The organism is Bacillus sp. 275 (assembly GCF_001999205.1).
GTDB classification, from domain to species: Bacteria; Bacillota; Bacilli; order Bacillales; family Bacillaceae; genus Bacillus; species Bacillus velezensis.
In genome coordinates this window covers 2932010-2956754 of record NZ_CP019626.1, presented here as the reverse complement: position 1 = coordinate 2956754, position 24745 = coordinate 2932010, and the positions used below count along the sequence as shown (strand labels likewise).

The 24745-nt window shown below is 49.5% G+C and carries 17 protein-coding genes; 3 read left to right on the top strand and 14 right to left on the bottom strand.

What is annotated here, in order from left to right; all coding sequences use genetic code 11:
* Positions 1 to 7 precede the first annotated feature (7 nt).
* The 12 genes from BZ167_RS14420 to BZ167_RS14365 form a co-directional block, all read right to left on the bottom strand.
* Positions 8 to 256, bottom strand: coding sequence for a YueH family protein (locus BZ167_RS14420; RefSeq protein WP_003152028.1), 249 nt, complete (start codon positions 254 to 256; stop codon positions 8 to 10).
* 72 nt (positions 257 to 328) lie between these two features.
* Entirely contained in the window at positions 329 to 550 is a 222-nt protein-coding gene (locus BZ167_RS14415; protein ID WP_007408682.1) for a spore germination protein, read from the bottom strand.
* A 61-nt stretch (positions 551 to 611) separates the two neighbouring features.
* The gene (locus BZ167_RS14410; RefSeq protein ID WP_015418110.1) at positions 612 to 1718 is read right to left on the bottom strand and encodes an AI-2E family transporter; all 1107 of its coding nucleotides are present in this window, start codon (positions 1716 to 1718) and stop codon (positions 612 to 614) included.
* Positions 1719 to 1854: 136 nt separating this feature from the next.
* Positions 1855 to 2091 (bottom strand): DUF2642 domain-containing protein, encoded by a 237-nt coding sequence (locus BZ167_RS14405; protein ID WP_003152023.1) that lies wholly within the window; start codon positions 2089 to 2091, stop codon positions 1855 to 1857.
* 137 nt (positions 2092 to 2228) lie between these two features.
* On the bottom strand, positions 2229 to 2759 hold the full coding sequence (locus BZ167_RS14400) for an HD domain-containing protein (RefSeq protein ID WP_007613450.1): 531 nt from the start codon (positions 2757 to 2759) through the stop codon (positions 2229 to 2231).
* Between the two features lie 164 nt (positions 2760 to 2923).
* On the bottom strand, positions 2924 to 3655 hold the full coding sequence (locus BZ167_RS14395) for a (S)-benzoin forming benzil reductase (protein WP_032867179.1): 732 nt from the start codon (positions 3653 to 3655) through the stop codon (positions 2924 to 2926).
* Between the two features lie 60 nt (positions 3656 to 3715).
* Complete coding sequence (gene essA / locus BZ167_RS14390) at positions 3716 to 4189, bottom strand: type VII secretion protein EssA (protein WP_015418112.1); 474 nt, start codon at positions 4187 to 4189, stop codon at positions 3716 to 3718.
* A gap of 7 nt (positions 4190 to 4196) precedes the next feature.
* On the bottom strand, positions 4197 to 7328 hold the full coding sequence (gene esaA, locus BZ167_RS14385) for a type VII secretion protein EsaA (RefSeq protein WP_077392122.1): 3132 nt from the start codon (positions 7326 to 7328) through the stop codon (positions 4197 to 4199).
* On the bottom strand, positions 7325 to 11800 hold the full coding sequence (gene essC / locus BZ167_RS14380) for a type VII secretion protein EssC (protein ID WP_061047113.1): 4476 nt from the start codon (positions 11798 to 11800) through the stop codon (positions 7325 to 7327). The genes esaA and essC overlap by 4 nt, the downstream gene beginning before the upstream one ends.
* Before the next feature lie 54 nt (positions 11801 to 11854).
* The gene (gene essB / locus BZ167_RS14375; protein WP_039063744.1) at positions 11855 to 13141 is read right to left on the bottom strand and encodes a type VII secretion protein EssB; all 1287 of its coding nucleotides are present in this window, start codon (positions 13139 to 13141) and stop codon (positions 11855 to 11857) included.
* Between the two features lie 14 nt (positions 13142 to 13155).
* On the bottom strand, positions 13156 to 13395 hold the full coding sequence (locus BZ167_RS14370; protein ID WP_007408690.1) for an ESX secretion system protein YukD: 240 nt from the start codon (positions 13393 to 13395) through the stop codon (positions 13156 to 13158).
* Positions 13396 to 13470: 75 nt separating this feature from the next.
* On the bottom strand, positions 13471 to 13764 hold the full coding sequence (locus tag BZ167_RS14365; RefSeq protein ID WP_003152013.1) for a WXG100 family type VII secretion target: 294 nt from the start codon (positions 13762 to 13764) through the stop codon (positions 13471 to 13473).
* 315 nt (positions 13765 to 14079) lie between these two features.
* Here BZ167_RS14365 and BZ167_RS14360 point away from each other — a divergent pair, with 315 nt between their 5' ends.
* The 3 genes from BZ167_RS14360 (at position 14080) to BZ167_RS14350 (ending at position 17338) form a co-directional block, all read left to right on the top strand.
* Positions 14080 to 15309: a sporulation transcriptional activator AdeR gene (locus tag BZ167_RS14360; protein WP_007408691.1), complete on the top strand. Its 1230-nt coding sequence runs from the start codon at positions 14080 to 14082 to the stop codon at positions 15307 to 15309.
* A gap of 103 nt (positions 15310 to 15412) precedes the next feature.
* Entirely contained in the window at positions 15413 to 16543 is a 1131-nt protein-coding gene (ald, locus tag BZ167_RS14355) for an alanine dehydrogenase (RefSeq protein ID WP_003152011.1), read from the top strand.
* A gap of 117 nt (positions 16544 to 16660) precedes the next feature.
* A complete protein-coding gene (locus BZ167_RS14350; protein WP_061860835.1) occupies positions 16661 to 17338 on the top strand; it encodes a YukJ family protein in 678 nt (225 codons plus the stop codon).
* Positions 17339 to 17382: 44 nt separating this feature from the next.
* On the opposite strand, the gene BZ167_RS14345 is transcribed toward BZ167_RS14350, so the two are convergent.
* Positions 17383 to 17598: an MbtH family protein gene (locus BZ167_RS14345; protein ID WP_007408694.1), complete on the bottom strand. Its 216-nt coding sequence runs from the start codon at positions 17596 to 17598 to the stop codon at positions 17383 to 17385.
* Between the two features lie 18 nt (positions 17599 to 17616).
* Positions 17617 to 24744: an amino acid adenylation domain-containing protein gene (locus BZ167_RS14340; protein ID WP_077392121.1), complete on the bottom strand. Its 7128-nt coding sequence runs from the start codon at positions 24742 to 24744 to the stop codon at positions 17617 to 17619.
* Between the last annotated feature and the right edge of the window lies 1 nt (position 24745).

Here is a 24745-nt window from a genome sequence, read left to right as displayed (position 1 = left end):
CGCTTCGTTACATTTCAGCCACCCAATGGGAGATCTTGCCGGCGAGCTCTCCGGCGGGTTCTTCTTCAATCAGCTTGCTGAATGATTGTAAAAGCCGCTGCGCCAGCGCCTTTTTCTCTTCCTCATAGGAAATGATCGTGCTCCACTCAAGTTCCGGAACGGCTACAAGGGTATGCTGTTCTTTTTTATTTTCATGCAGATATACATCACCGATCATTCCGGACTGCACGGTAATATTCGCTTTTCTGATTTTCATAAAAAATTCCCCTTTTATAAAGACTGATTCTATTATACTACAAAAAAGCGACAGCCTCCTAAAAGGAGGCTGTCACGCGTTAAACCAATCAGGTTCGTCAAACACATCGATGTCTTCAAAGCGCGTTTTGCTGAATTTATTAGTGACTTTGACAAAATCTCCGGAATGAAACGCCCCTGCCCCCGCGCCTGAGTGGTCAACGGCTTTGGGAGAAATGGCAAACACGTCACCGAAGCTCGCCGCAGCGTCTCCGGCTAAACTCATAATATAAATCGGTCCCACAATTGCAGGCATACCCACACCTCCGCTTTTCTTTACAGCATTTTATGCGCTGCATCGGGAGTTGTGCCCGTTTTTATTTCGGCTTGCGGCTGTCTTCGAGCTTTGACCGCTGACGAAGTTTGATAAGCCGGACGATATTTAAGACAAAAGCTTTTAAAACCGCGTAAACCGGCACGGCCAGAATCATTGCGAGAATGCCGCCGAAACTGCCCGCTCCGATAAGCAGAAGAATAATGGTGAGCGGGTGGGTATTCAGCCGTTTCCCGATGACAAGCGGAGAAAGCAGGTTCCCGTCAAGCTGCTGGACGACAACGACAACAATAACGGCAAACAGCGCCTTAGCCGGCGAATCCATAAACGCGATAATCACCGCGGGCGCCGCCCCGAGAAACGGCCCCAGGTACGGAATGATATTGGTGACGGCGATCACCATCCCGAGAATTAACGCATACTGCAGGCCGATGATCCAATATCCGATAAAGCATGCCGTTCCGACAAAGAGACAAATCAGCAGCTGGCCTTGGAAATAGGCGGCCAATGTGACATATAAGTCATTAAATATTTTCCGACCTTCCGCCCGGTAGGAAGTAGGCAGGATTTTAACCGCCAAGAGCGGAAACCGCCGGCCGTCCTTCAGCATATAAAACAAAATGAACGGAACGGTGATCACGACAAGCGTGATATTCGTAACGACGCCGAACACGGCCGACAGGCTTGCCGTAATATTTTGCGGAAGGCTTTGTAAAAATCCCGTCAGAGACTGCTGGATTTTTTCTATCGACACATAATCCTGCGTCATCATCCACGTAAACCATTTGGAATGGGATAATTGCGCCGTCAAGACTTGAATCTGATGAATGTAATCAGGGAAATTGTTAATCAGCCCCGTGACCTGGGAAGCCACAATCGGTCCGATGGCGGTGAACATAAAGGCAATCAGGCCGATGAAAACGAGATAAATGAGCAGGATCGCCAATGTCCGGGGGATTTTTTTCTCAAGCAGGCGTACGATCGGATTAAAAATGAAAAACAAAATGCCCGAGATCAAAATCGGAAAAAACAGCGTGGTGATAAAACCGAAAAACGGCTGAAAAATAAACGAAACTTTCGTTGATACGTAAATAATGAGCAAAACGAGCAAAATTTGCAGCGTCCAAAAATGGACCTTTGATTTCAACAAGCGGTTTCCTCCTATTGTCATGTGAACTTGTACTGTGATTGTACCAAAAAAAGCCGCCGTGCATCTATGTATCTCAAAAAAGAAGACGCACCGGGGTTCTATAGGGCCGCCTCCGGTTTGCGCCTTATTCGTGCTGTTACACGCGTTCGGTATAATCAGGCATGACGGAAACCACATGGCGGTTTCTGATATAAAATACACGGTCATGCGTTTCTTCAATGGCGATGTGATCCGGAGTGGCATCAATCAGCCGTCCTCTGACAATGCGTCTGACGGTTTGAATGATAAACCTTGAGCCGATAAGTTTATGGATGGTCTGATAAACGTAAGGGTCCACTAACGAGACGATTTGCGGGCTTCCTTGATGGGCCATTTTCGCTGATCCCCTTTACTATGTTTTCCTTCAGCATATGCAGCGGACAAAGGCTTTGACACAGTACGTCTATCGGAGCGGAAAAGGTGTTAGTGAGCATGCGGAGTTATGTAAGCGGAAAAGGCCGCATGAGTGGCCTAGACTGAGCTTCTTATGGGATATTGGGCTTGGTCAATTAACTGATCAAGCTTTTGGATTTGTTTGAGCGCGGCCGTGTGATCCATTTGGCGGTAATGGTGATGCCCGCCGGGTTCTTCATCGAGTTCATCTGCTTGTTTCACGATTTGCTGGAGCGTATTCTTGTCCAGTTCGCCTTCAGGCAGATAGGAATCGGTGTGAAGCAGAATCGCCAGCGCAATGTCCTTCGCCGCTTTTGGTTCTTCACCGAGCCGGATGAGCAGCTTATGCGCCCGTTCCGCGCCTTTAATGGCATGGATATCGTTTCTTCTGTACTTTTCATAATCCCATTTGCCGTCTGTGTACCATTCATAATGGCCGACGTCATGCAGTAAAGCCGCTTTCGCCGCAAGATCCGGGCTGACACCTGCTTTTACGGCAAGACGGTATGCATGAAACGCGCAGGCGATCGCATGGGCGACACCGGAACGCTGTAAATACTTTTGTGCGATTGGATGGGTGAAGACATCCATTAACGTTACATTTCTCATGGAAACCCCTCCTTATTTATATTTTTAGAATCCTAACATAAATCGAGAAGAAACTCAATTCATCTGATACATTTCTTATACCCCTTATACGTTGTTTCATTCATCATATGCCGCCGGACCCCGAAGTGATTGTACAAACAAAAAAGAGCAGCGTAAAAGCTGCTCTACAAAAATTCTTTGATATCGTATATCCGTCCGTTTTCCGGCTCACCCGCGATCAGTGAGTGAATGACGCCGGCGATGTATTCCGGGCTTCTGAGGTTTTTCGTTTCTTTCAGATTGCGGAACCGCTCGATGTCATGGAAATCTTCTTTTGACGAAGAACGGATGACGGCCTGCATGTCTGTATCCATCACTCCCGGCGAGAATGAGATCATGCGGACCGGCAGCTCTTCATCTTCCTGTTCAAACCCGAATGTTCTCGTAAACATATCAAGCCCCGCTTTTGAGCTGCAATACGCGCTCCAGCCTTTATAAGGATTTTTCGCCGCGCCCGATGTGATGTTGACAATTGTTTTGCTGCCGCTGAACGCTTCGAAACGCTTTGTGAACATTTGGCTGAGCAAAACGGGCGCCGTCAGATTAAGGGTGTAATGGCGGTTCAATTCTTCTGCGGAAGCCTCTTTCGCCCGCTTGATCGGTTCCACCATGCCGGCATTGTTGATCAGTGTGACGGCGGAGTACCCCTTCTCCTCTGCTTGATCAAGAATCGCCTTCATCTGCCGCTCTGTATCTGCCAGATCGGTTAAATCAACACTGTATTCTGTCAGCCCCTCACGCTTTTCCCCGCTTATCGTTCTTGAAAGCGCGGCGACTTCGGCTCCTTCTTGCAGCGCCTGTTCCGTCAGCGCCCGGCCCAAGCCTTTTGACGCGCCTGTTATAAGAAAAAACTGCATGAAACTCCTCCTTTTTTTCTTATTTTACGGGCTGTCTTCCCGCAAACACAAGCGATCCGTTTACCGCTTTGCCTTTTCCTGCGCCGTGACTTTCGGGATCAAATAGATCATCGCCGCAATCCCGAGGAGGATCAAGACGGCATAAATGACAGGCAGCAGATAAGAAGTCTTTTTCTCCTCCGTTTCCATATCTGCCGAGGTATGCCGCACCGCAGGCTCGGCAAATGTGATACCCAGTTTTTTCGATTGCGCTTTGATCGTATTCGGCTCCGTGTCTGACGATGTAAACAATTTTGATATCAGTTTGTCATCCGGGTTTTCGGCCGGCTGATCAAAGGTAATATCCTTCTGTTCTTTCGGAAGCGCCGTTTTTTCCTCGGAGTAGGCATCGTCGTGCAGGTAATCCGTACGAATTTCAATGTCTTTCTTTTCATATTCATTCGGCTTGACATCAGTATTTTCCTCATTCGCGGCTGCGGCTTGGGGAAGGAAAAGGAAAAAGGAGAGAGCAAACAGCAGCAATCCTTTTTCCATGAACGTGTTACGCCTCATAAGACTGATCACTTTCCTCCGTTTTTTCCGCAAACAGCCGAATGACGAGCGGAAGCGCCGCCGCAATCAGCGTAATGATCGCAAGAACCGTTACCCCCATCGCAAACAGATGGCCCGTTCCGTATTGAATATCGATATAGACTTTCGAAACCGGACTGTCAAAGGTGAAGTTCGGCATAATCAGGTCGATCAAAGGCGCCACATAAAAGAGAATGAGCGCGGATGATGCAATCCATCCGGTGATTGAGCCAAAGACAAAGGCTGCCCGGATAAAAGCTGAACTCGCCGCAAGCAAGAGAATCGTAAAGACTGACCATTTAATGGTCTGATCGTCCGGAAGCGAGTAGATATTCAGACCGAACAGACTGATCATCAATCCGACCATAATGTTTAAAATCCCAAAGAGCGCGCCTTTGACAAGAAGCGGCGCCTGCTGATAATACGAGCTGAAATAGCCGATCAGAAGACTGCTGATCAGAACGATTACCAAAATGACGACCGGCGGAACATTCTGAACCCGGTCTTCCGGCACCTCTCCGCTGATTTTAAGCGGGTTGGCGAGATAATCGTAAACGTAGCCGTTTTCCTGTCCGTCAACGAGCGCGTTCCCTAAAATGCCGTACACGTCATTTCTGATCAATTTCGTGGAATCGACGTTTTTGCCCCAGTTGCTGTTCAGGGTGTCCGCTTTATGCTGGACGTCATTTACGCTTTGCTGCATATTGTCGGTATAGCTGATGATGCCGGACTGGCGTTCTGACAGATGGCCCATCGTGTCAGACATTTGCAGGACTTCGCGGCCGACGGTATCCTGAGCGCCGAGCGCCATCGTTCCGGTTAATCCGTCTCCGCTGAACGCGGCCGCTTCCTGCACGGCGCCTTCAGCCAGCTGATCGGATGCTTTCGCCGCGCTGTCTGAAATGCTGGCGAGCTCATCGAGCACTCCGGCTTGTTCATCTCTGATATACGAGCTGTAGTTATCCGAGAATTCGGTCATGCCTTTAATGAAATTGCTGATGTCTTCATCTGTCTGCATTTTATTGTTTTTCAGATTTTCCCAGCTTGCCGTTTCTTCCGGTTTGATGGCGAGAACGGTTTGGACTTCGCCTTGCTGGGCTTTCAGCACCCGGTTTTTCACATCAGGCAGCGAGCCCGCGTCAAGAGAGTGATAGAGTGTCGCCTCATACAGGGATAAATCATTATAGTAACTCATTAAATCGGATATTTCTTTTGTATTGATGTCAGCGGCAAATATCTGTTCAAGAGCAGATTTTCGGCCGCTATCCAATGACGGGTAGTTCAAAATGTTCTGTTCTGTTCTTACAATCAATCTGTAAACGGTATTGAAGTCTTGTTTTCTCGTTTCTTTCAATTCCTCTAGCTTTTTCTTTGCACGTTTTTTGACGTCATCAATCTGGTCTTGAAGGCCTTGGATTTCTTCATCAAGAGCATCGAGACGTTTTTTCAGTTCTTCATTATGAGTCTGCTGTTTCTCTTCCAGCTCTTTTTCAATTTGCTGAATGCGCTCTGCGGCTTGGTTCAGCCTTTCTTTCGCCTCAGATATGTCCGTGCCGCCGTCCCCTTCAGAATCGTTTGGATCGTCCGCCGGCTCATCAGCAGGCGGAGTGACGTTTTTAGCGGCTGTCGCGGTCTGGACGGTTTTTGGCTCCTGATCGCCTGTGTTATCGGAAGCAGGCTGCTCTTCTTTTGTGCCGTCTTCCGTTTTTCCGTCTTCTCCGGGATTCGTTCCGTTATCCGGATCGGTATCGCCGGAGTTTTCACCGTCATCGCCTTGGCCCGGGTTTTCCGGTTCCGGTTTTTCTTTTTCCGGTTCTTTTAATCCGTCAGAAATGTGATTGATTTCAGCGGAGATGCGTTTTAATTCGTCACGCTGATCGTCAAGGTCCATTTTCAGATCGCCGGGTTTTTCTTCTTCCGGTTTTTCTTCTTCCGGTTTTTCTTCTTCTTTCGGTTCATCCGAGCCGTCATCACCCGGGTCCTTTTCCGGAACGGTTAATGCCGGCCGATCCCTTTTCATAAGGGTTTGGATACTGTTCAGTGTTTCAAATCTTGCTTGAGCTTTATATTGAGTCAAATAATTGTCCAGTAAATTGGATTGAATATTCGCCATCCCGTGTTCCTGATCAGGAACCTGCGCTTCTCTCACCTGTTGAGCGGCAAGAAGAGCCGATCCCGTCTGGTCAAGCTGTGTCTGCGCCCGGTTTATGCCTGAAGACAGCCCGCTCATCATCGTGCTGAACTGGTTGGCGGCCTGCTGTGCTTTAATGGCATTCAGTCCGGTTGTGATTTGCTTTTGGTTTTGTTCCTGCGCGGCCATCAGCAGTTTTTTCTGATTTTCTTGATATTGTTTATAGCGCTCGACCGTGTCGGCAAAGTCTTTAAGCGTGGTTTTGGCTTCATCTGCCGAAGTCAATTTTTCTTTTGCCGCGCCCTGCGCTTCATTCATTGATTTTTTCAGTTCGTCAATCAGGTCTTTTTGCCGTTTGATTTCACCTGCCAAGTCATTGGAGCTCGGCTTGTAAAAGTTGTACATGACGTTTTGAAACTCTGATTCTTTATTGACGATCTTGTCAAAATCGCCTCGGACATTGTTCACTTTTTGCGAGACGAAATTCCAATATAATGCCGACATTTTTTTATTCATTGATTTTTGGGCGTCTTCTAGCTCACGCTGCACCTTTTCTTTGTTGACGGCGTTCAGGTTGCTTTGAATATTGAATGTCAGCGTGGCTTTTTGCGGACGCTCCTTGTCATAGCTTAAGATGTCTTTTGAAAAATCGGATGGAATGTAAACGACGGCGTCATACTTCTTAGCCGCCAGACCGTTTTCAGCCGCGCTCCTGTTGACAACCGTCCATGAATAATCCGGACGGCCGCCGAGAGCGGCCGCTACTTCTTTGCCGAAATGGACGGATTCCTCTTCCTCATTTTCATCTGTTTGTAAGCCCATGTCTTCATTCACGACTGCGATTTGGCGGGTGGCGTTGATTTTTTGTTTTCCCGGGTCATCGCCGATAAACCGGAAAAACAGCACCGGCAGCAGCAGAATGATGACGACCGCGGCTATTAATTTGATCAGGCTTTTTCGTTGTTCAGTCATCTGACGGCCTCCCTTTCCGCTGAACATAAAGGTATTTGGATTTTTTGCTCTTTCCCGTTTTCAACCAAATAGCCGAAGCCCGGCTGAATGTCCGGTTCCTGCCTTTGGTAAGGCAGCGGAATGACATTTTGTTCGGATTTTTTCACAAGCAGCATCGCGTGGCGGATCTGTTTCATTTCCGTCGTTAAGGAATCATAGCCTTTTGAGAATTCGCTGTGATTGCCCGCCGGGATAAAACTGAAGCCCACATGCGCGTAAGATTTCATAAACATCGCCAGCTTGTCCTGAATGGCGGTGTCGATCGTCTGCTGGAATCTTGTAATGCCGTCGGCCATTAACACGACCGGAGAGAAACTGAGTTTGTGCACATCGCCATTTTTGACGGCCTGCGCATACTGAGCTTCGCGCTCCGTGAAAATAGCTTCTGCCGTTTCGATCCACTGCCGGACGTCTTCTTTTGTGTCCAGATAGCTGACTTTTGTTTCCTGCGCATACTGCGACAGTCCGCGGTCAATCGAGTCAAACAGCCCGACCTGTTCCGTACCTTCACGCAGCAGGTGATTCAGCATCACTTTCAGGATATTTGTTTTTCCCCGCTGTGTCTGGCCTAAGATAAGGCAATGCTTATTTTTGCCCAGATCAAAGTACACAGGGCTGACCTTTTCCTCATGAAGCCCGACAGGAATGCGGAACGGTTCTTGATCCGGGCCGAGACGGAGTGAAAATTCGCCGGCCGTCAGCCTATCCGGAAGCATCGGAATCGGGTCTGGGCCGGCTGTTCCGGCGTGGCGCTCAGCTAATGCTTTGACATCGGCTTTCAGCGCCTGGAACATCTCGAGGTCATTTTCCGCTTCAGCCGGAAGAAACATTTGCGCGAAAAACAGTTCTTCTTTTTGGATCATCACGCGGCCCGGGATCGGTTCGAGACTGAACGGCGGACGCCCGTAAATGGAGTATCCTTCTGACTGATCCATTAAATAATGGACGACTTTCGTTTTTATGTTGTTTAACAGCGACTGGCGGACGGCGTTTACCCTCGTTGCAGTCAGCAGGAAGTAAATGCCTAAGCTTTGCCCGTCGCGTGAAATCTGGATAAATTCCGTTTCTAATTCATGCATTTCATCTTTTACGATGTCGAAATTGTCAATTGTGATAAATATAAACGGCAGCTCTTCTTCACTGAGCGAATTGTACATTTTGATATGGCTGACTTCTTTTTCTCTGAACAGCCGTTTCCGCCGCTCGATTTCTTCCTTGATGCGGATCATGAATTTTTCGATCTTTCTCATTTGATCCATTAAGAAATAGTCTGCGGTGTGCGGAAGCTTTGCCAATGGCAGAAGCGTGCCGTTTCCGAAATCAAAGATGTACATATGAAGCTCTTCCGGCGTGTATCCTTCCGCGAAGTTCATCAGAAAGGTGATGGCAGCCACTGACTTGCCGTAGCCGGATGAGCCGAAAATGCCGATGTTACCGTCATCCATCATCGTATAAGCGAGAGGCGCCTGTCTTTGCTGATCAGGCTCATCCACGCAGGCGATGAAGAAGCGGTCTTTTTCCTGCGCAGGGTAAAGCGTGCGCGGGATACGTTCGGCAAGCGGCGGAAGCCACGGGCTCGGCAGCTTTTCAATGCCCATTTCATTTTGAATCCGCTCGATTTCTTCGACTACGGCTTCTATTTCTGCCGGGGCGTCTTTTTTCGCCGCATCATCCGCATCCACCTCAGACAGCGGGATTAAGCCGGTGTCGGTAACGATGGCAATGTCATCCTCGGTGCCGTATACATCTTCCATGTAAGGGGCGCCGCTCCAGGCAGACTGGAACTGCTCATACACTTCGTTATTTCCGACTTGCAAGTAGCCGCGTCCGGTGACCGTAATATTCGCCGCATCACTGTTTTTCAGGATTTCTTTACTGTCACTTGCATCCTGCACTTTCAGCGCGACCTTAAAGCGTGAGTTGCTCCATATTTGGTCGTCAATGATGCCGCCCGGCTTTTGCGTGGCGAGAATTAAATGCACACCAAGGCTCCGTCCGATGCGGGCCGCGCTGACAAGCTCCCTGATAAAGTCAGGCTCTTCGCTTTTCAGCTCGGCGAATTCATCTGAAATCAAAAACAGGTGCGGCATCGGAATCTCCGTTTCTCCCTGTTTATACAGCTTTGTATAGTCATTGATGTGATTGACGCGATATTGATCAAACAGACGCTGCCGTTTTTTCAGCTCGCTCTTAATGGATGCAAGCGCCCTGATACTGAAGTTTCTGCTTCCTTCAATATTCGTGATGGTTCCGAGAAGGTGCGGCATCTTGCGGAACGGCTGGGCCATTCCTCCGCCCTTATAGTCAATCAGCAAAAACGCCGCTTCATGCGGGTGAAAGTGAACGGCCAATGACAGGATGTACGTTTGCAGAAATTCACTTTTCCCGGAGCCGGTCGTTCCCGCCAGCAATCCGTGCGGCCCGTGCGCTTTTTCATGCAGGTTTAAATAGACGATGTCGTCTTTTCCTTTATAGCCGATCGGAACAGCCAGCGATTTTGCAGACTCACTTGTCTCCCACTTCTGCCTGATGCCGATTTCTTTTACTTCCTTCGCATGAAACAGCTCCAGAAATGAGACCGTTTCAGGAATGGAATTCGTCATTCCGACCTGATGGTGCAATGTCCGAAGCGTCCGGGAAAACCGCTCGTTGTTTGTCCGTTCGTGCCTGTCCAGCTTAAACGGGATCTGCACCGCTTTTTTCTGCTGAATGAGAATGTCTCCCTCATCTTCATTAATGTAGCGGACGAGGGTGTGAATGTTTTCCGCCAGGCTTTCCTTCGTTTCCGCGGCGATGATTGCCGAGATGCCGAGATGCTCATGCCGGCCTTCGATGTATTCTAAAATGACGTGCTCTGCGATCAGCTGCTGATTTGTGATGACAAAGACAAAATGCGGCTGGAAGATCTTCTTTTCTTTATCTTCTTCCAAATCCCGCTCCCGCAGCAGCTCGTAAATGGACGATAACAATTGATCGCGGGTCTGTTCATTGTAAATAAATCCTTTCGCGTACATATGAGGCAGCTGAAATTGCGGCAGCCACTTCATCCATTCCCATTCCTTATATTCGTCCTCATGAAAGATAAAGACAAATCGCAGATCATGGTAGCTGTTGAAGAACGCGAGCTGGCCGATCAGCTGGTGAATTTCATTTTTGACGATCTGAGGTTTCCCGACAAGCCCCATCGGCCCTTCTTGTAAATCAACGGTCACGGGCGCATGGCGGATATCTTTATACACACGCTGCATGTGCTGCGACTGCTCCATCAAGTCATCCACATCACGGTTCGCAAGGTCTCCGCCGCTCATTGAAATCTCGTAGCTTGCCGGGACCGTGCCCGTTCCGAGTCGAAGCATCAGAAAATCCCTGCTTTCCAGCGATTTCTCCCAAATGCGGCCGCTGATTTCAGAAGTTGAATATTTCATTTTTTCAAACGGGGGAAAATGATGCGTCAGCACTTGCAGCTGTTTTTCCGACAGCATCTGAAGCTCTTTCCGTTTGCTTTCCAAATACTGCTTGTACACACGCTCCCGTTTTTCCTCCCGTTTTTTCCGCTGGTTTTTTTCACGGAAATACTGCACGGTGGACGTAATGAGAGTCATCATAAACATCGCCAAAGAGACAAGGATGAATATGCCCCTCGGCTGTATAATGGCGACAACCCCCATTACAACCAGCATGACCAAAGGAGGCAGAATGACGAGCCACAGCCCCCGGTTATTCTGTTCGCTTTCCTGCGAGGGAAAGCTGAATGAAACGCGGTCTTCTGGAAGATCGTAGACCATGCGCGGCGTTCTTCGATATTGCGGGTATTTCTTTTTCATTTCGGTGCTTGGTTTTACCGTTTTGGTTAAACCGGTTTGAAGCTTTTCGTGATGAACGACTTCTAAAAGGTCGTCCTCCGTCAGCCTCACACGCAGAAAATTCCACAGCAGCTCATCTCCCGTCCGGAGCCTTTCGGGAGCTTCTGCAAGTATTCCGTTCACATAAACGTCCTGGCCATCAGGGACGACAGACCAGCATCCTCCCGACTTTCGCAGATAAAAAGCCCCTGTTTGAGCGGAGGACGGCTCTTTGTATATATCCGCTTCCTCTGTTTCTGATGAGAAAACGATCTCATCCTTCCCGCCGATAAAATAAACGGAGGATTCTTCTTTGTCAGGGGTGAGCAGAAGCCGCATCGTCTCTTCTTCAATCCGGCAGGGCATTTCATTTCCTATTGTCAATTCGCCGGCACAGTTATTTCCCAGGAAAACATCATAACGATCTGTTTCTTTTCGATAAAGGGTTGCGGCGTTTTGCCGTAACGGAAGTGTGCCGACCGTGATTGTATCTTTCATATCCGGACCGATCGTAATCGGCTGAGACGGCGGGAGTTCAGACAGCTGAATCTTTTGTACGTGCTCTCGGTAAAAGACCCATAACAGACTCATATGGCGAACCTCCTGACAGCCTGATCGTTACCTGCGGCCATTTGATGTGTGCTGTTATTTTTTTTCATCTTTTTTCTCATCTTTCTTGTCGTTCTCTTTGTTATCTTTCGCTTTGTCTTGTTTGCTTTCATCCTGTCCGGCGGAAGCTTCGGCGGTGTCACCGTTTTCCTCCGCTTCTTTATGCTGCTCCTCCGCCTCTTTTTTCGCCTTCGCAAGCTCGCTTTCCACGGCGTCCAGTTCTTTCTGCTTTTCGTCGTCTTTCATACTGTCATCCGCTAATAATTGCTGTTTATATTTTGTAAGTCCGAGCCAGATGTACGGGTTGTACTCAAGATTGCGGCCGATTTTGATGGCTTCTTCATTTTCCCCTCTGCCGATATCAATCCAATAAAGGAAATGCTTCGGGTCTGATTGCAGCGTGACCAGATTCCCGATGTTTTTCCGCTGCTCTTCCCTCAGATTTTCAACTGCCACATAAGAAGAAGCAAGCTCGTACTGCACAGATTCCGGGAGGCTTTCCGCATCGTATTTGGCGAGTGTGTCAATGACTTTGCTGTACTGCTGATTTAAAAAATAGCGGTTGCTTTCCGTAATTGCCTCTTGCTTTGGCTGGGCGAAAAACAGAACGTATAAGGAGTAAAGAAGTGTCGGCACAAGGAGGACGGCAAGCGCCAGACCGGCGTATCTTTGGATTTTCCATTTCTTTTTCGGCAGTTTTATGTATGTCTTGTCCCTTTCTTCGAGGGAATCAATTGCGGTTTGAATGGTTTCTTCCAGTTCTTCAATCGTCTCCGCCTCTAGCACGCTTTTCACCTCAGGAGAGAAGTGAAGCGTCTCCTTGTACTTCAAATATTCATCGAAGGTGTACGCCCCGTCAGCTGCAAGCGCCGCACAGGCTTTGAGCTCTTTTAACACCCTTTCTCTATCTTCCTCATAAGGCGGAAGGCTCTCCTTTACGCCGTAATGAAGAAAGTAAGGCGTCAGCGCTTTATCAAACACGATATTTTCAGGGGCGGCAATCAGATTGAGACGTTTCAGCTTATGCTGTTTCACGGCTTGGACGAGACGGTAGGCAAATTGCCACCTGCTTTTTTTATCTTTTCCTTTTATATAGCGGAAAGCCTGATAAGAAGAAGGAGGTTTGATTGTGATGGTTACTTCGTCTTCTGAAACTGAGACCTCTTTTTGAAAAAAAGGATCAGCATCTTTAATCACGTTTGCTTCCAGCCCGTCAAGAAGCTTGATTTTTTCCCGCTGGAAGGTGAACGTGAAGCCTGATTCGGTTTCTTCTCGGACGGCGTCTAATTCTGTTTCTAAATAAGATCTGTTATGACCTGTCATTCCACCATGTCCTTTCATAAAATTTCAAGGCGGTCTCCGTTCGTAATGCCGCAGTCAGATAGCTTTTGTTCTCCGGAAAAAACCGCTTCTTTATTGACCACTCTGATCCAATAGCCTTCACGCGGCGGAACGGATACATGCTGAGCCTGCCGGGCAATATCAATGACTTTTTTCACAGAATGGTAATCTGACAATCTGAGATCGAAGACGCTGCCGTTATAATGTGTTAAATCTATTGTAATATCGATATACATATTCATATCACCCTTACATAGAAAGAGCGCCGTCTTCTTGATTGAATCAGGCGCTCCGTTTCTTCATTCATCTTATTATCCGCGAATTTGGTTAGCGATATCTTGGTCAGTAGACTCAAGCGTATTTGCCGTTTGATCGAGCTGATGATTCACATCTTGAAGCAATTCAGACATTTTAATAAATGAAGGTTTCAGCTGCTCATATTGATCTGCAAAGGCTTCACTTGAAGCACCTTCCCACATGCCTTTCAAATCAGAAATCATGCGGTTCAGGCGGTCAACCTGATTCATGACTTCCTGACTTTCAACGCCATATTGCTTAGCCATCGCTCTTAGCTCTTCGGGTGTGACACGAATTAATCCAGACATATTCCTTATACCCTCCTGTGTCATCAGCCTAAATATGGGCTAATTCACTTATTTTTTGAACGTCATTATTATAAAAACAACCATTCGGCACAGTCAAACAAATCTGTTTTAATTTTACAAAATGAGTCTTATGATATATTGGATTTTTCGGTATATTTACACATTTTGTAAATGTAGTAGTATGATTTTCTTATTATTTTCGTTTTCATCGAATGATCTTATTGTCCTAGTCTATTTCCCTGCAAAGATGCCTTTCAGTCTGAAAAGCAAGATGGTAAGATCAAGATATGAAGCTATGAAAAAGTAGGGATACAGATGACCAATCCAAAGGATCCATTTAAGTACAGTTTCGACAGGCTTGAAGATGTTGCCGACCATATCAGTGAAGTTCTTCAATGCCCCATTACAATAGAAGACGTTAATCATAAACTGCTTGCATACAGCACGCACAGCGATTGTACAGATCCGGCCCGGACGTCGACGATTATCGGGCGGAGGGTGCCGGAAAAAGTCATCAACAAACTCTGGAAAGACGGAACCATTCCGGCCCTTTTAAAAACGGACCAGCCGATCAAAGTGAAAGAAATTGACGAGGTGGGCCTGAGCAACCGCGTGGCGATTTCCATCTGGAAAAACAGTCAGGTTCTCGGATTTATTTGGGCGCTTGAGATCAAAAAAAAGCTCAATGACGAAGATCTGAAGACACTTCAGCTGGCAGCCAAAGCGGTGCGGAACAAGCTTTTGCACCTGCAGATCCGCAAAACGAAAATCGAAGAGCGGGGCCAGGAGTTTTTTTGGAAAATGCTGACCGGCCATATTTATCAGGAAGCCGAAATGGCCGAAGGGTTTCATAAGCTCGGAATGGCGCTGCCGTCCGTGTTCAGCGTCATGATCATCCGTTTACATGATGAGCTGACTGAAAAGACGGAACAGCAGCTGCAATATTTGCAGGAAACGACACAGCAGATTCATGTCATGCTGGCGACTGTTGATTCAAATGAATTAATCTTATTAGCCGCGCCGAAAACCGATCAGCCTTTTAAAGATGTAAAGCACTTCGCCCTTCATATTCAAAAACAGCTGAAGGAACGATATAAAATTGAGGATGCGTCGATTGCGGTCGGCGGTATTTACGAATCGATTTCTTATGTTTACCGCTCCTATCAGGAAGCGCTTTCCGTATTAAAAGCGAAAGAGCGGTTTGTGAGAGAAACCAAACACCTTTTCAGCTTTTCGGAACTCGGCATTTATCAGTACCTGGATGTGTTGGATGAAAAACGCAAGCACAGCGGCTATATGAACTATTCCCTGTCAAAGCTTGAGCAGTATGACAGGGAGCACCAAGCCGATATGGTAAAAACGCTCGAACATTTTATTGATGCCGACAGCAATGTCAACACCGCCGCTAAAGCGCTTAACATCCATGTCAATACATTGAATTACAGGCTGAAAAGAATCAGCCAGATCGCAGAAATCGACTTAAAAAATGTGAATGAAAAGTTTACGATTTACCTTGATATCAAACTTCGCAGCATGGGTTCGTGAAATTTCACAAATCCGTGTTTTTTTATTTTCTGTTTCAAACAAAGAATTTTCGCAAAAATCGCGCTACACTTGAAGCATCACACAAACATTGGGGGAAACAGACATGATTATCGGGGTTCCAAAGGAAATCAAAAACAATGAAAATCGAGTGGCATTAACACCTGGAGGCGTTTCACAGCTTATCGGAAACGGCCATCGGGTTCTTGTGGAATCCGGAGCGGGACTCGGAAGCGGCTTTACAAATGAAGATTATGTATCAGCAGGGGCGGAAATTCTGGAGGACAGAAAGCAAGTATGGGATGCGGAAATGGTCATGAAGGTAAAAGAACCGCTGGCTGAAGAGTATGCGTATTTCCGTCAAGGTCTGGTCTTATTCACTTACCTTCATTTAGCTGCAGAGCCGGAATTAGCTAAAGCGCTTACAGAAAAAGGCGTGACAGCTATCGCGTACGAAACGGTAACGGACGGACGTTCCCTTCCGCTGCTTACGCCGATGTCCGAAGTGGCCGGCAGAATGGCCGCGCAAATCGGGGCTCAGTTTCTTGAAAAACCAAAGGGCGGAAAAGGAATTTTATTAGCCGGCGTACCGGGTGTATCCCGCGGAAAAGTCACGATCATCGGAGGGGGCGGCGTCGGAACAAATGCCGCGAAAATGGCTGTCGGACTCGGTGCCGATGTGACAATGATCGATTTGAACGCAGACCGCCTGCGTCAGCTTGATGATATTTTCGGGCATCAGATTAAAACATTGATGTCAAACCCTGTAAATATTGCAGATTCCGTCGCGGAAGCGGATCTTCTGATCTGCGCCGTGCTCATCCCGGGAGCCAAAGCGCCGACTCTCGTTACGGAAGAAATGGTTAAACAAATGAAACCGGGTTCCGTCATTGTTGATGTTGCCATCGATCAGGGCGGCATTGTGGAAACCGTTGATCATATTACAACCCACGATAATCCGACTTACGAAAAACACGGCGTCGTTCACTACGCTGTCGCCAATATGCCGGGCGCCGTACCGCGTACGTCTACGCTCGCATTAACGAATGTAACCGTTCCTTACGCGCTTCAAATCGCCAATAAAGGCGCGGCACAGGCCATTGCAGACAGCCCTGCGCTTAAAGCGGGCTTAAATACGGCTAACGGACATGTCACGTATGAAGCGGTAGCCAAAGACTTAGGCTATGACTACGTGCCTGCTGAAAAAGCAATGCAAGGTTCGGCTGCAAAAGCTTAATAGATATGAAGAGGACAGCCTGATCAGCGGGCTGTCCTTTTTTCTTTCTCATAAAAGGAAAAAAGGCCCCCTGTCTCGAATATCAATTCTTATCCCGGAAGAAAAAGGAGGATTCATATGGCTGTTCAGCACTATGGTGTATTAAAAGGCACTGTGTCAGATATGAAAAGGGAAACAGATGATGATTCTCCACATTTTCAAGTCGAGGTGCTAGGCGAGCCTGATACGCGCTATCGCTGTGCGATCAATGTCATGTCAAGTTCAAAAGAATCAGAGGTTCTGTATGCGGCACGCGATCATTTTGACGCAAGCGCGATCACCCTGCTGCCCAACATTCCGTATGGATATACCCCAATTGATGAAACCAGCCGTGAGCTGGCGCTGGATTATGTCCGCGGCGGATTATTTGATCCCCGGAACATGGTGCCCCTCCCGCATGAAGTCACCGGTCCGGATAATGACTTAAATGACTTTATTGAGACGTACATGCAAAAAGCGAAATCAGAAAAAGCCACCGTCTATATTTACGGCTCTAAATTCGGGCCGGAGCCGGGCGCTGATAAGATTTTCGGGTTCAAGCCGACAAACGGCATGCATAATATTCATATGAATCAGGGAAACCCAATTGATACACGCTGGAAGAAGGATAACGGAACGTGGCACGACGGCGGTATTTTAATCCAGTTTGCAGACCAGTGGGCCGCGGTCTTTTTGGCTTTTCTGTCTCAGTCATGGTGCACGAATGAAGAAGGCAACCCTTATACATTTTGTGATCATACACAGCTTAACGGCTGATGTCCGCATAAAAAGCCTGCCGAAATAACGGCAGGCTTTTCTTATTACATTTTAGCGGCTTCGGCCTGTTTCAGGCTTTCCGGCCTCATATCACGCCAGTTTGTTTCAATATATTCGAGACAAACGGGGCGGGTTTCATTCGTGAGGCGGGTTTCCCAGCCGTCCGGCACATCCAGATAGGCCGGCCACAGTGAGTACTGGCCTTCAGCATTGACGAGCACATGGTATGAGCCGTCTTCCCGTTCAAATGGATTTGTCATATCATCTCTTTCCTTTCTTTACCGGACTGTACGCCGTCCGTTTAATTTCTCTGCCAGAATCGCGCCGATGTCGGCAAGCGGGCCCGGCTGGCACATATCTTTATGGCGGCAGTCTAAGTCATACCGCTCGATTTCCCCCGTAATATACGGTTTCCAAGTATCCGGCTCAATCGGGTCAAACCACTCCGGAATAATTGTGGATCTGAAGAACAGCACATCTCCGTGGAACGGCTTCGGCTTGTATGTTCCTAACAGCCCGACAGAATTAATGTACGTGTCTTTCAGATTCATCATCACTGACTCGTCCAGGCTGGCTAATGCGCTTCCCTCACGGCGGAGAATGGTCAGCGCGGTGTCAAAATCAAGCGGCTGATCCCCGAGGCTGTCCGGGTCGTACCCTCCCAGGGCGAGCAGCGCGATGACGGCTTCCTCGTCATCAGGCGCATTTTTTATCGGCAGAAAATGATTCGGATACGCGTCAAGCATCACCAAAAGCGAAACCTCTTCACCCCGGCTCTGTAATTGTGTCGCCATGGCCTGAATGACATTCCCTCCGAGAGACCAGCCGAGCAGACGGTACGGCCCTTTCGGCTGCACGGTACGGATTTTTTCAATATAATCCGCCGCCATGTCATCTAGGCTTTGCGGAAGCGATTCTTTTTTTCCGATGCCTCTCGCCTGTAAGCCGTATATCGGATAATCAGCCTCTAAAGAAGACATCAGCCCGGCATAACACCAGCTGAGACCGCCGGCCGGATGGACACAGAACAACGGTGTTTCTTCTCCTGCCGTTCTGAGCGGAAGAAGAACATCAAGCGCGCTTGCGCCCGTTCCTGACTCAAGTCTTTCAGCAAGACTTGCCACCGTAGGAGCTTCAAATAATGTTCCGATACTCAGCTCGGCTCCCATCGCTTCCCGAATACGGCTCATTAAATGAACCGCAAGCAAAGAATGGCCGCCTAAATCAAAGAATCTGTCATCAATACCGACACGCGGCAGGTGAAGCACCTCTGCGAACAGCTCACACAGCATTTCTTCCTGCGGCGTTCTCGGCCCCCGGCCGGTGACCTCCGTTTGGAAGTCAGGCGCAGGGAGCGCTTTTCGGTCAAGCTTTCCATTCGGTGTCAGCGGCAGTTCATTCATTTGGACAAAAGCTGACGGAACCATGTAATCCGGCAGGCTTTCTTCGGCAAACCGGCGCATGTTTCCCGTGTCCAAGGTGCTGCCGGCAGATCGGACAAGGTAGGCGGCCAGCCGTTTATCTCCCGGCCGGTCTTCACGGACGACTACGGCGGCATCCTCGATATCCGGATGTTTGACGAGAACCGCTTCGATTTCTCCCAATTCAATCCGGAAGCCGCGGATTTTAATCTGGTGGTCCGCCCTGCCCATATAATCAAGAGAACCGTCCGTCCGCACACGGGCTAAATCCCCCGTCCGGTACATTCTCGTTCCCGGCGGGCCGTACGGATCAGCCACAAAGCGTTCGGCGGTCAGGCTTTGCCGTCCTAAGTAACCGCGTGCCACGCCTCCTCCGGCCACATACATTTCGCCCGTGATGCCCGGGGGCACAGGCTCCAGCCGGTCATCAAGCACATATACGTTCAGATCAGGAATGCCGCAGCCGATGAGGCTGTTTGCTCTCAGTTCGGCAATGTTTTTGTCTAATTCAAGGTAACTGACGTGCACCGTCGTTTCCGTAATGCCGTACATATTCACGAGCACCGGCTGATTGTCTGCGTGGCGGCTGTACCAATCCTCAAGCCGGCTCAGCTCAAGCGCCTCGCCGCCGAAGATGATATATCTGAGTGCGAGCTGACGCCCCAGCTCTTTGTGTTCTTTTTCCGCATGCATCAGCTGGTAAAACGCTGACGGCGTTTGGTTAAGCACGGTTACCCGCTCTTTCACGAGGAGATGTAAAAACGCTTCCGGCGATCTGCTGATGTCATGCGGCACGACGACGAGACGTCCGCCGTGAAGCAGCGGCCCCCACATTTCCCAGACAGAGAAATCGAAAGCGTAGGAGTGAAACATCGTCCATACATCATCAGAATGAAAGTGATACCAATGCCGCGTCGACTCAAACAGCCGGATAACATTGCTGTGCGGAATGATGACACCTTTCGGCACACCTGTTGATCCCGACGTGTAAATGACGTAGGCCGGGTGAAGCGGTGACAGCGGCCGAATCCGCTCAGCGTCCGCAGGGTTCGTGACGGCATATTGCCGAAGTGTTTCTTTATTCTGCGGGTCATCCAAGATGAAGGCCGGCATGCCGCTTTCGATAGAGAGCTTACTTGCGCCTTCACGGTTGGTAAGCATAAATACGGGCTTGGCATCATGTAACATAAAAGCAATGCGGTCCGCGGGATAATCAGGATCAAGCGGCAGATACGCTGCCCCCGTCTTCAGGACGGCTAACAGCCCGACAATCATATCTAAAGAACGCGGCAGCGCCAGTGCGACAAACTGCTCCGGGCCGACGCCGCGGGCAATCATCATGTGCGCGAGCTGATTGGCTCTTTCATTCAGCTCTTTATAAGTGAGTCCGCTCTCTTCAAAAACTGCCGCCGTTTCATCCGATTTTGCGGCGGCTTGTATTTCAAACAGTTCAGGCAGTGTCTGCCGAGGCTGAATATGCTGTTTTGCCCGTTTAACCGGCAAAAGCTTCCGGCGCTCTTCATCAGAAAGAATGGTTAAGCTTCCGATCGGTTTTTCCGGATGTGATGCGGCATCTTCGAGCAGAAGAAGCAGGCGTCCGGCAAGTGCTTCAGCCGTTTCTTTTCTAAATAAGTCCGTACTGAACTCCAGCAGGCCTTCAATACCGGCAGGCGTGCCGTCGTCATGGCGCTGTTCAGCCAATTCCAGCGTCAAATCAAATTTGGACGATCCGACACTGCTGATTTGCAGGCTTGTTTCCATATCAGGAAGACTGAGTACAGGGTCAGGCGTATTTTGGAATGCGAGCATCACTTGGAACAGCGGATGTCTTGACCGGGAACGAACCGGATTCAATTCTTCCACGAGACGTTCAAACGGCACGTCCTGATGTTCATATGCTGCGAGATTCATTTCCCTGACCCTTTCAAGGAGCTCACAAAAGCTCGGATCGCCAGAGGTATCGGTTCTCAGTACGAGTGTATTAATGAACATACCCACAAGGTCTCCCAATGCGTCATCACTGCGGCCGGCTATCGGACTGCCGATCGGAATATCGGTCCCTGCACCGAGCCGGGTCAGTAACGCGGAAAGCCCTGATTGAAGCACCATAAACAGGCTTACGCGCTGATTTCTGGCAAGTGAGAGAAGACGGGCATGAAGCTCTTGGCCGATGTTGACCCGAATGACGCCGCCCCTGTAGCTTGATTCAGCGGGACGCGGAAAATCAGACGGCAGCTCCAGCTGATCCGGTACATTTTCAAGCGTTTTCTTCCAGAAATCCAGCTGGCGCGCAATTAAGCTCTCAGAATCAGACGCGCTGCCTAAAAGCTGCTGCTGCCAAAGCGCATAATCCGCATATTGAACCGCCAGCGGCGCCCATTCTGCTTTTTCACCTGTTTGCCGGGCGATATAGGCTATGGATAAGTCACGCATGAGCGGATTCAAGGACCAGCCGTCACCTGCGATGTGATGCAGGAGAATCATCAGCGTATACTCGCCGTCACCAAGATCAAACAGCTCGGCTCGGACGGCCGGCTCTTTAGCGAGATCAAACCGATATCGTGCCGCAGCGGCAAGCATGTCTTGGAGCTCGTTTTTGTCTGCACGTGTCACTGTAAACACAGGGCGGGCTTCTTCAGCAGATAAAATGAGCTGATGAGATGATCCCTTATTTTCCGGAAAAACGGTGCGCAGGCTTTCATGACGGCTGACAACATCGTAAAAGGCGTGTTTCAGCGCTGATTGGTCAAGCTTGCCTGACATGCGGACAATCACCGGAATGTTGTAAGTCGGGCTTGGCCCTTCAAGACAGTAGAGAAACCATAGACGCAGCTGCGCAAATGACAGCGGGATATGCTCCGGCCGGTCAAACGGCTTGAGCTTAGGCCGCGCACTCTTTGCGGTATCAAGCTGTGCGGCGAGCCCGGCAACGGTCGGCGTATCAAACAGACGGCCGATGCCAAGCTCTGCGCCCATCGTCTCCCGGACCCGGCTCATCAGGCGTCCGGCTAAGAGCGAATGTCCGCCCAATTCAAAGAACCCGTCATCAATCCCGACCCGTGCAAGACCGAGAACCTCGGCAAACAGATCGCATAATATTTCTTCCTGCGGCGTCCGCGGCCCTCTGTCAGACAGGACAGCGGAAAAATCAGGTGCAGGCAGAGCGCTGCGATCGAGCTTCTTATTCGGTGTCAGCGGCAATTCTTCCAGCTGTACAAACGCGCCCGGCACCATATAATCCGGCAGGCTTTCGTCCATATATTCACGAAGTCCGCCGATATCAAGGGGCTGATCCGCGACAGCATAAGCCACCAGCCGCTTATCTCCGGGCTGGTCTTCACGGACAATGACGGCGGCCTGCGAAATACCCGGATATTTCGACAGCACTGACTCAATTTCTCCTAATTCTATCCGGAACCCGCGGATTTTAATTTGGTGATCGGCTCTGCTGATATAATCAAGCGAGCCGTCCTCACGCCAGCGCACGAGATCTCCCGTCCGGTACATCCTCGCGCCCGCGGACCCGTACGGATCGGCAATGAATCTTTCCGCTGTTAAATCAGGACGGTTATAATAACCTCTGGCAAGCCCCTCGCCCGCGATATAAAGCTCGCCCGCGATTCCCGGCGGGACGGGCTGCAATGCGGCGTCCAGCACATATACCCGCGTGTTCCAAATCGGCTTTCCGATCGGAGGCGCCCCTGTATGGCCTTTTGCAAGCGGCTGTGCGGCCGACCAGATTGTTGTTTCAGTCGGCCCGTACAGATTCGTCACCGTACAGCCTGATTCAAGCAGAGCATGCATAAGCGCGTTCGGAAGCGCCTCACCTCCGACAAGCACCTGCAGCGCCCGGAGAGAATCCGGTTCATTGGTGACTAATGAATGCCACAATGTCGGCGTTGCCTGCATGATTGAAATACCGTATGAGTGAATCATGTGCGCAAGCGCCCGCGGTTCCTGAATCGTCTCTTTACGTGCGATGACGCACCCCGCCCCGCTGATGAGCGGAAGGAAGAGCTCAAGTCCGGAAATATCAAACGCCGCAGTCGTAACGGCAAGCAGGCGGTCTTGTTCGCTGAGGGGGAACATTTCCCGCATGGATAAGAGGAAATTGCTTACGCTTTTTAATGTGACGACTACGCCTTTCGGTTTGCCCGTTGAACCCGATGTATAGATGATATAAGCGGGGTGCAAAGGCGAACATTCCGCCTGAGCGGGACAGTCAGCATTATGAGCGGCAACGGTTTTTACCGTATCCGGGTCATCGAGAATGATCCTTTTTACATCACTGTCTTCCGGCATGCGGCCGGATAATTCCATCGTTGTAATCAGGCATGCAGGCTGTGCATCTTTGAGCATGTATGTGATCCGCTCAGAAGGAAAATCAGGATCAAGCGGCAGGTATGCGGCTCCCGTTTTCAAAACGGCCAGCATGCTCACGGCCAACTCCTGTGACCGCGGAAGCAGCAAAGCGGCAAATTGTTCCGGTCCGAGCCCCTTTTCCTTTAGCATGCCGGCAAGCTGGTTCGCGCGCTTGTTCAATTCGGCATAGCTGAGCTCTTCGTTTTCGGTGATGATTGCCGGCCGGTCCGGTGTTTTTACGGCCTGTTCGTAAAACAGCTCCGGCAGACTTTTCTGCTTCTCGGCCTTGCGCGTGTCATTCCAGCTTTCCAGTACGCGGAGACGTTCACTTTCAAGCAGAAGGTTGAGTGTGCCGATTTTTTGTGTCTGGTCTTTCACAGCGGATTCCAACAGAAGCAGGAATCGTTTTTGATGGTTTTCAATATCTTCGGCGCTGTACACTTCCGGATTCGCATCAAAGTCCACACGCATTCCGCTTCCGTCCGCTCTGTCGTAAACGTTAATTGACAAATCATCAACGGGCCCTGCTGATAAATTATGAACGGTCCCCCGCGCTCCGGCGAAATCAAGCGCGTAGTCAAACGGCATCACATTGACTTGCGGGCCGAACAGCCTGCGATTTTCTCCGAGCAATTTAAGGTCGCGGCGCATGTCTTCATGGCGGTATTTCTGATGGCGCCGGATGTTTCGGATTTCTTTTGCCACTTGGCTGACGGCCTCATGAAAATTCATATCCGGGCGGAGAGAAAGCCGTAAAGGCAGAAGATTCATGACCATACTCGGAATATTCAGTGAAATTGAGCCGATCCGCCCCATCATCGGTAAACCGAGCACGATATCCCCTGCGTTTGTCATCCGATGGACATATACCGCCGCTGCGGCCGTGACGGCTTCATGCCAGTTCGGAATCGCTTTTACATGCTGTAAAGCCGTTTCAGAAAGATAAGCCGTGCTTCTCCGAAAACGTGTTGAGGTTCGCGGCGCTCTTTCTGCCAAACTGACGACATCAGGTTCATCCGCAAATTTCTCCATCCAAAATTCCCGATCTTTCAGGAATTGATCAGACGCACGGTACTCTTGTTCTTCTTTTACCAGCTCCTCCAAAGAACCGAAGGAGCGCCCGTTATCCGGACGTCCCTCCCGTATTGCGGTGTACATTTGCGCCGTACGCCGTGCCAGCAGTGAAAAACCGTAGCCGTCTATCGCAATGTGGTGAATGCGCTGATACCAGAAAAAGCGTTCCGGTCCCGCCTGAAATAAAATGTCGCGGAACAAAGGCCCGGTCGCCATATCAACGGGCTCAGCCAAATCTGTCTGCATGAGTCTGAGTGCGGCCTGCTTCGGATCAGCTTCTGAACTCACATCTATGACATCGATCGCAGCTTCAAATGGAGGATTGATGATCTGCTTCGGCCCGTCTGCTCCCTCTTCGAAGCGGGCGTGTAATGACGCGGCTTCCGTCAGCACGCGTTCGAGAGCGGTTTTAAATATGTTCACATCGATCGCGCCGTTTATCTCAACGTACTCGCCTGTATTGTAAATCGGATTATCAGGATCAAGCTGCTGCGCAAACCAGATACCGGCCTGTGCGCCTGTCAGAGGCAGCTGTTGTGTATCATGCATT

What these genes read in the sequence shown, in the direction of transcription:
- BZ167_RS14420 (WP_003152028.1), bottom strand. Translation starts at nt 256, where the DNA reads ATGAAAATCAGAAAAGCGAATATTACCGTGCAGTCCGGAATGATCGGT.
- BZ167_RS14415 (WP_007408682.1), bottom strand. Translation starts at nt 550, where the DNA reads ATGCCTGCAATTGTGGGACCGATTTATATTATGAGTTTAGCCGGAGAC.
- BZ167_RS14405 (WP_003152023.1), bottom strand. Translation starts at nt 2,091, where the DNA reads ATGGCCCATCAAGGAAGCCCGCAAATCGTCTCGTTAGTGGACCCTTAC.
- BZ167_RS14400 (WP_007613450.1), bottom strand. Translation starts at nt 2,759, where the DNA reads ATGAGAAATGTAACGTTAATGGATGTCTTCACCCATCCAATCGCACAA.
- BZ167_RS14395 (WP_032867179.1), bottom strand. Translation starts at nt 3,655, where the DNA reads ATGCAGTTTTTTCTTATAACAGGCGCGTCAAAAGGCTTGGGCCGGGCG.
- essA (WP_015418112.1), bottom strand. Translation starts at nt 4,189, where the DNA reads ATGGAAAAAGGATTGCTGCTGTTTGCTCTCTCCTTTTTCCTTTTCCTT.
- esaA (WP_077392122.1), bottom strand. Translation starts at nt 7,328, where the DNA reads ATGACTGAACAACGAAAAAGCCTGATCAAATTAATAGCCGCGGTCGTC.
- essC (WP_061047113.1), bottom strand. Translation starts at nt 11,800, where the DNA reads ATGAGTCTGTTATGGGTCTTTTACCGAGAGCACGTACAAAAGATTCAG.
- essB (WP_039063744.1), bottom strand. Translation starts at nt 13,141, where the DNA reads ATGACAGGTCATAACAGATCTTATTTAGAAACAGAATTAGACGCCGTC.
- BZ167_RS14370 (WP_007408690.1), bottom strand. Translation starts at nt 13,395, where the DNA reads ATGTATATCGATATTACAATAGATTTAACACATTATAACGGCAGCGTC.
- BZ167_RS14365 (WP_003152013.1), bottom strand. Translation starts at nt 13,764, where the DNA reads ATGTCTGGATTAATTCGTGTCACACCCGAAGAGCTAAGAGCGATGGCT.
- BZ167_RS14360 (WP_007408691.1), top strand. Translation starts at nt 14,080, where the DNA reads ATGACCAATCCAAAGGATCCATTTAAGTACAGTTTCGACAGGCTTGAA.
- ald (WP_003152011.1), top strand. Translation starts at nt 15,413, where the DNA reads ATGATTATCGGGGTTCCAAAGGAAATCAAAAACAATGAAAATCGAGTG.
- BZ167_RS14350 (WP_061860835.1), top strand. Translation starts at nt 16,661, where the DNA reads ATGGCTGTTCAGCACTATGGTGTATTAAAAGGCACTGTGTCAGATATG.
- BZ167_RS14345 (WP_007408694.1), bottom strand. Translation starts at nt 17,598, where the DNA reads ATGACAAATCCATTTGAACGGGAAGACGGCTCATACCATGTGCTCGTC.
- BZ167_RS14340 (WP_077392121.1), bottom strand. Translation starts at nt 24,744, where the DNA reads ATGCATGATACACAACAGCTGCCTCTGACAGGCGCACAGGCCGGTATC.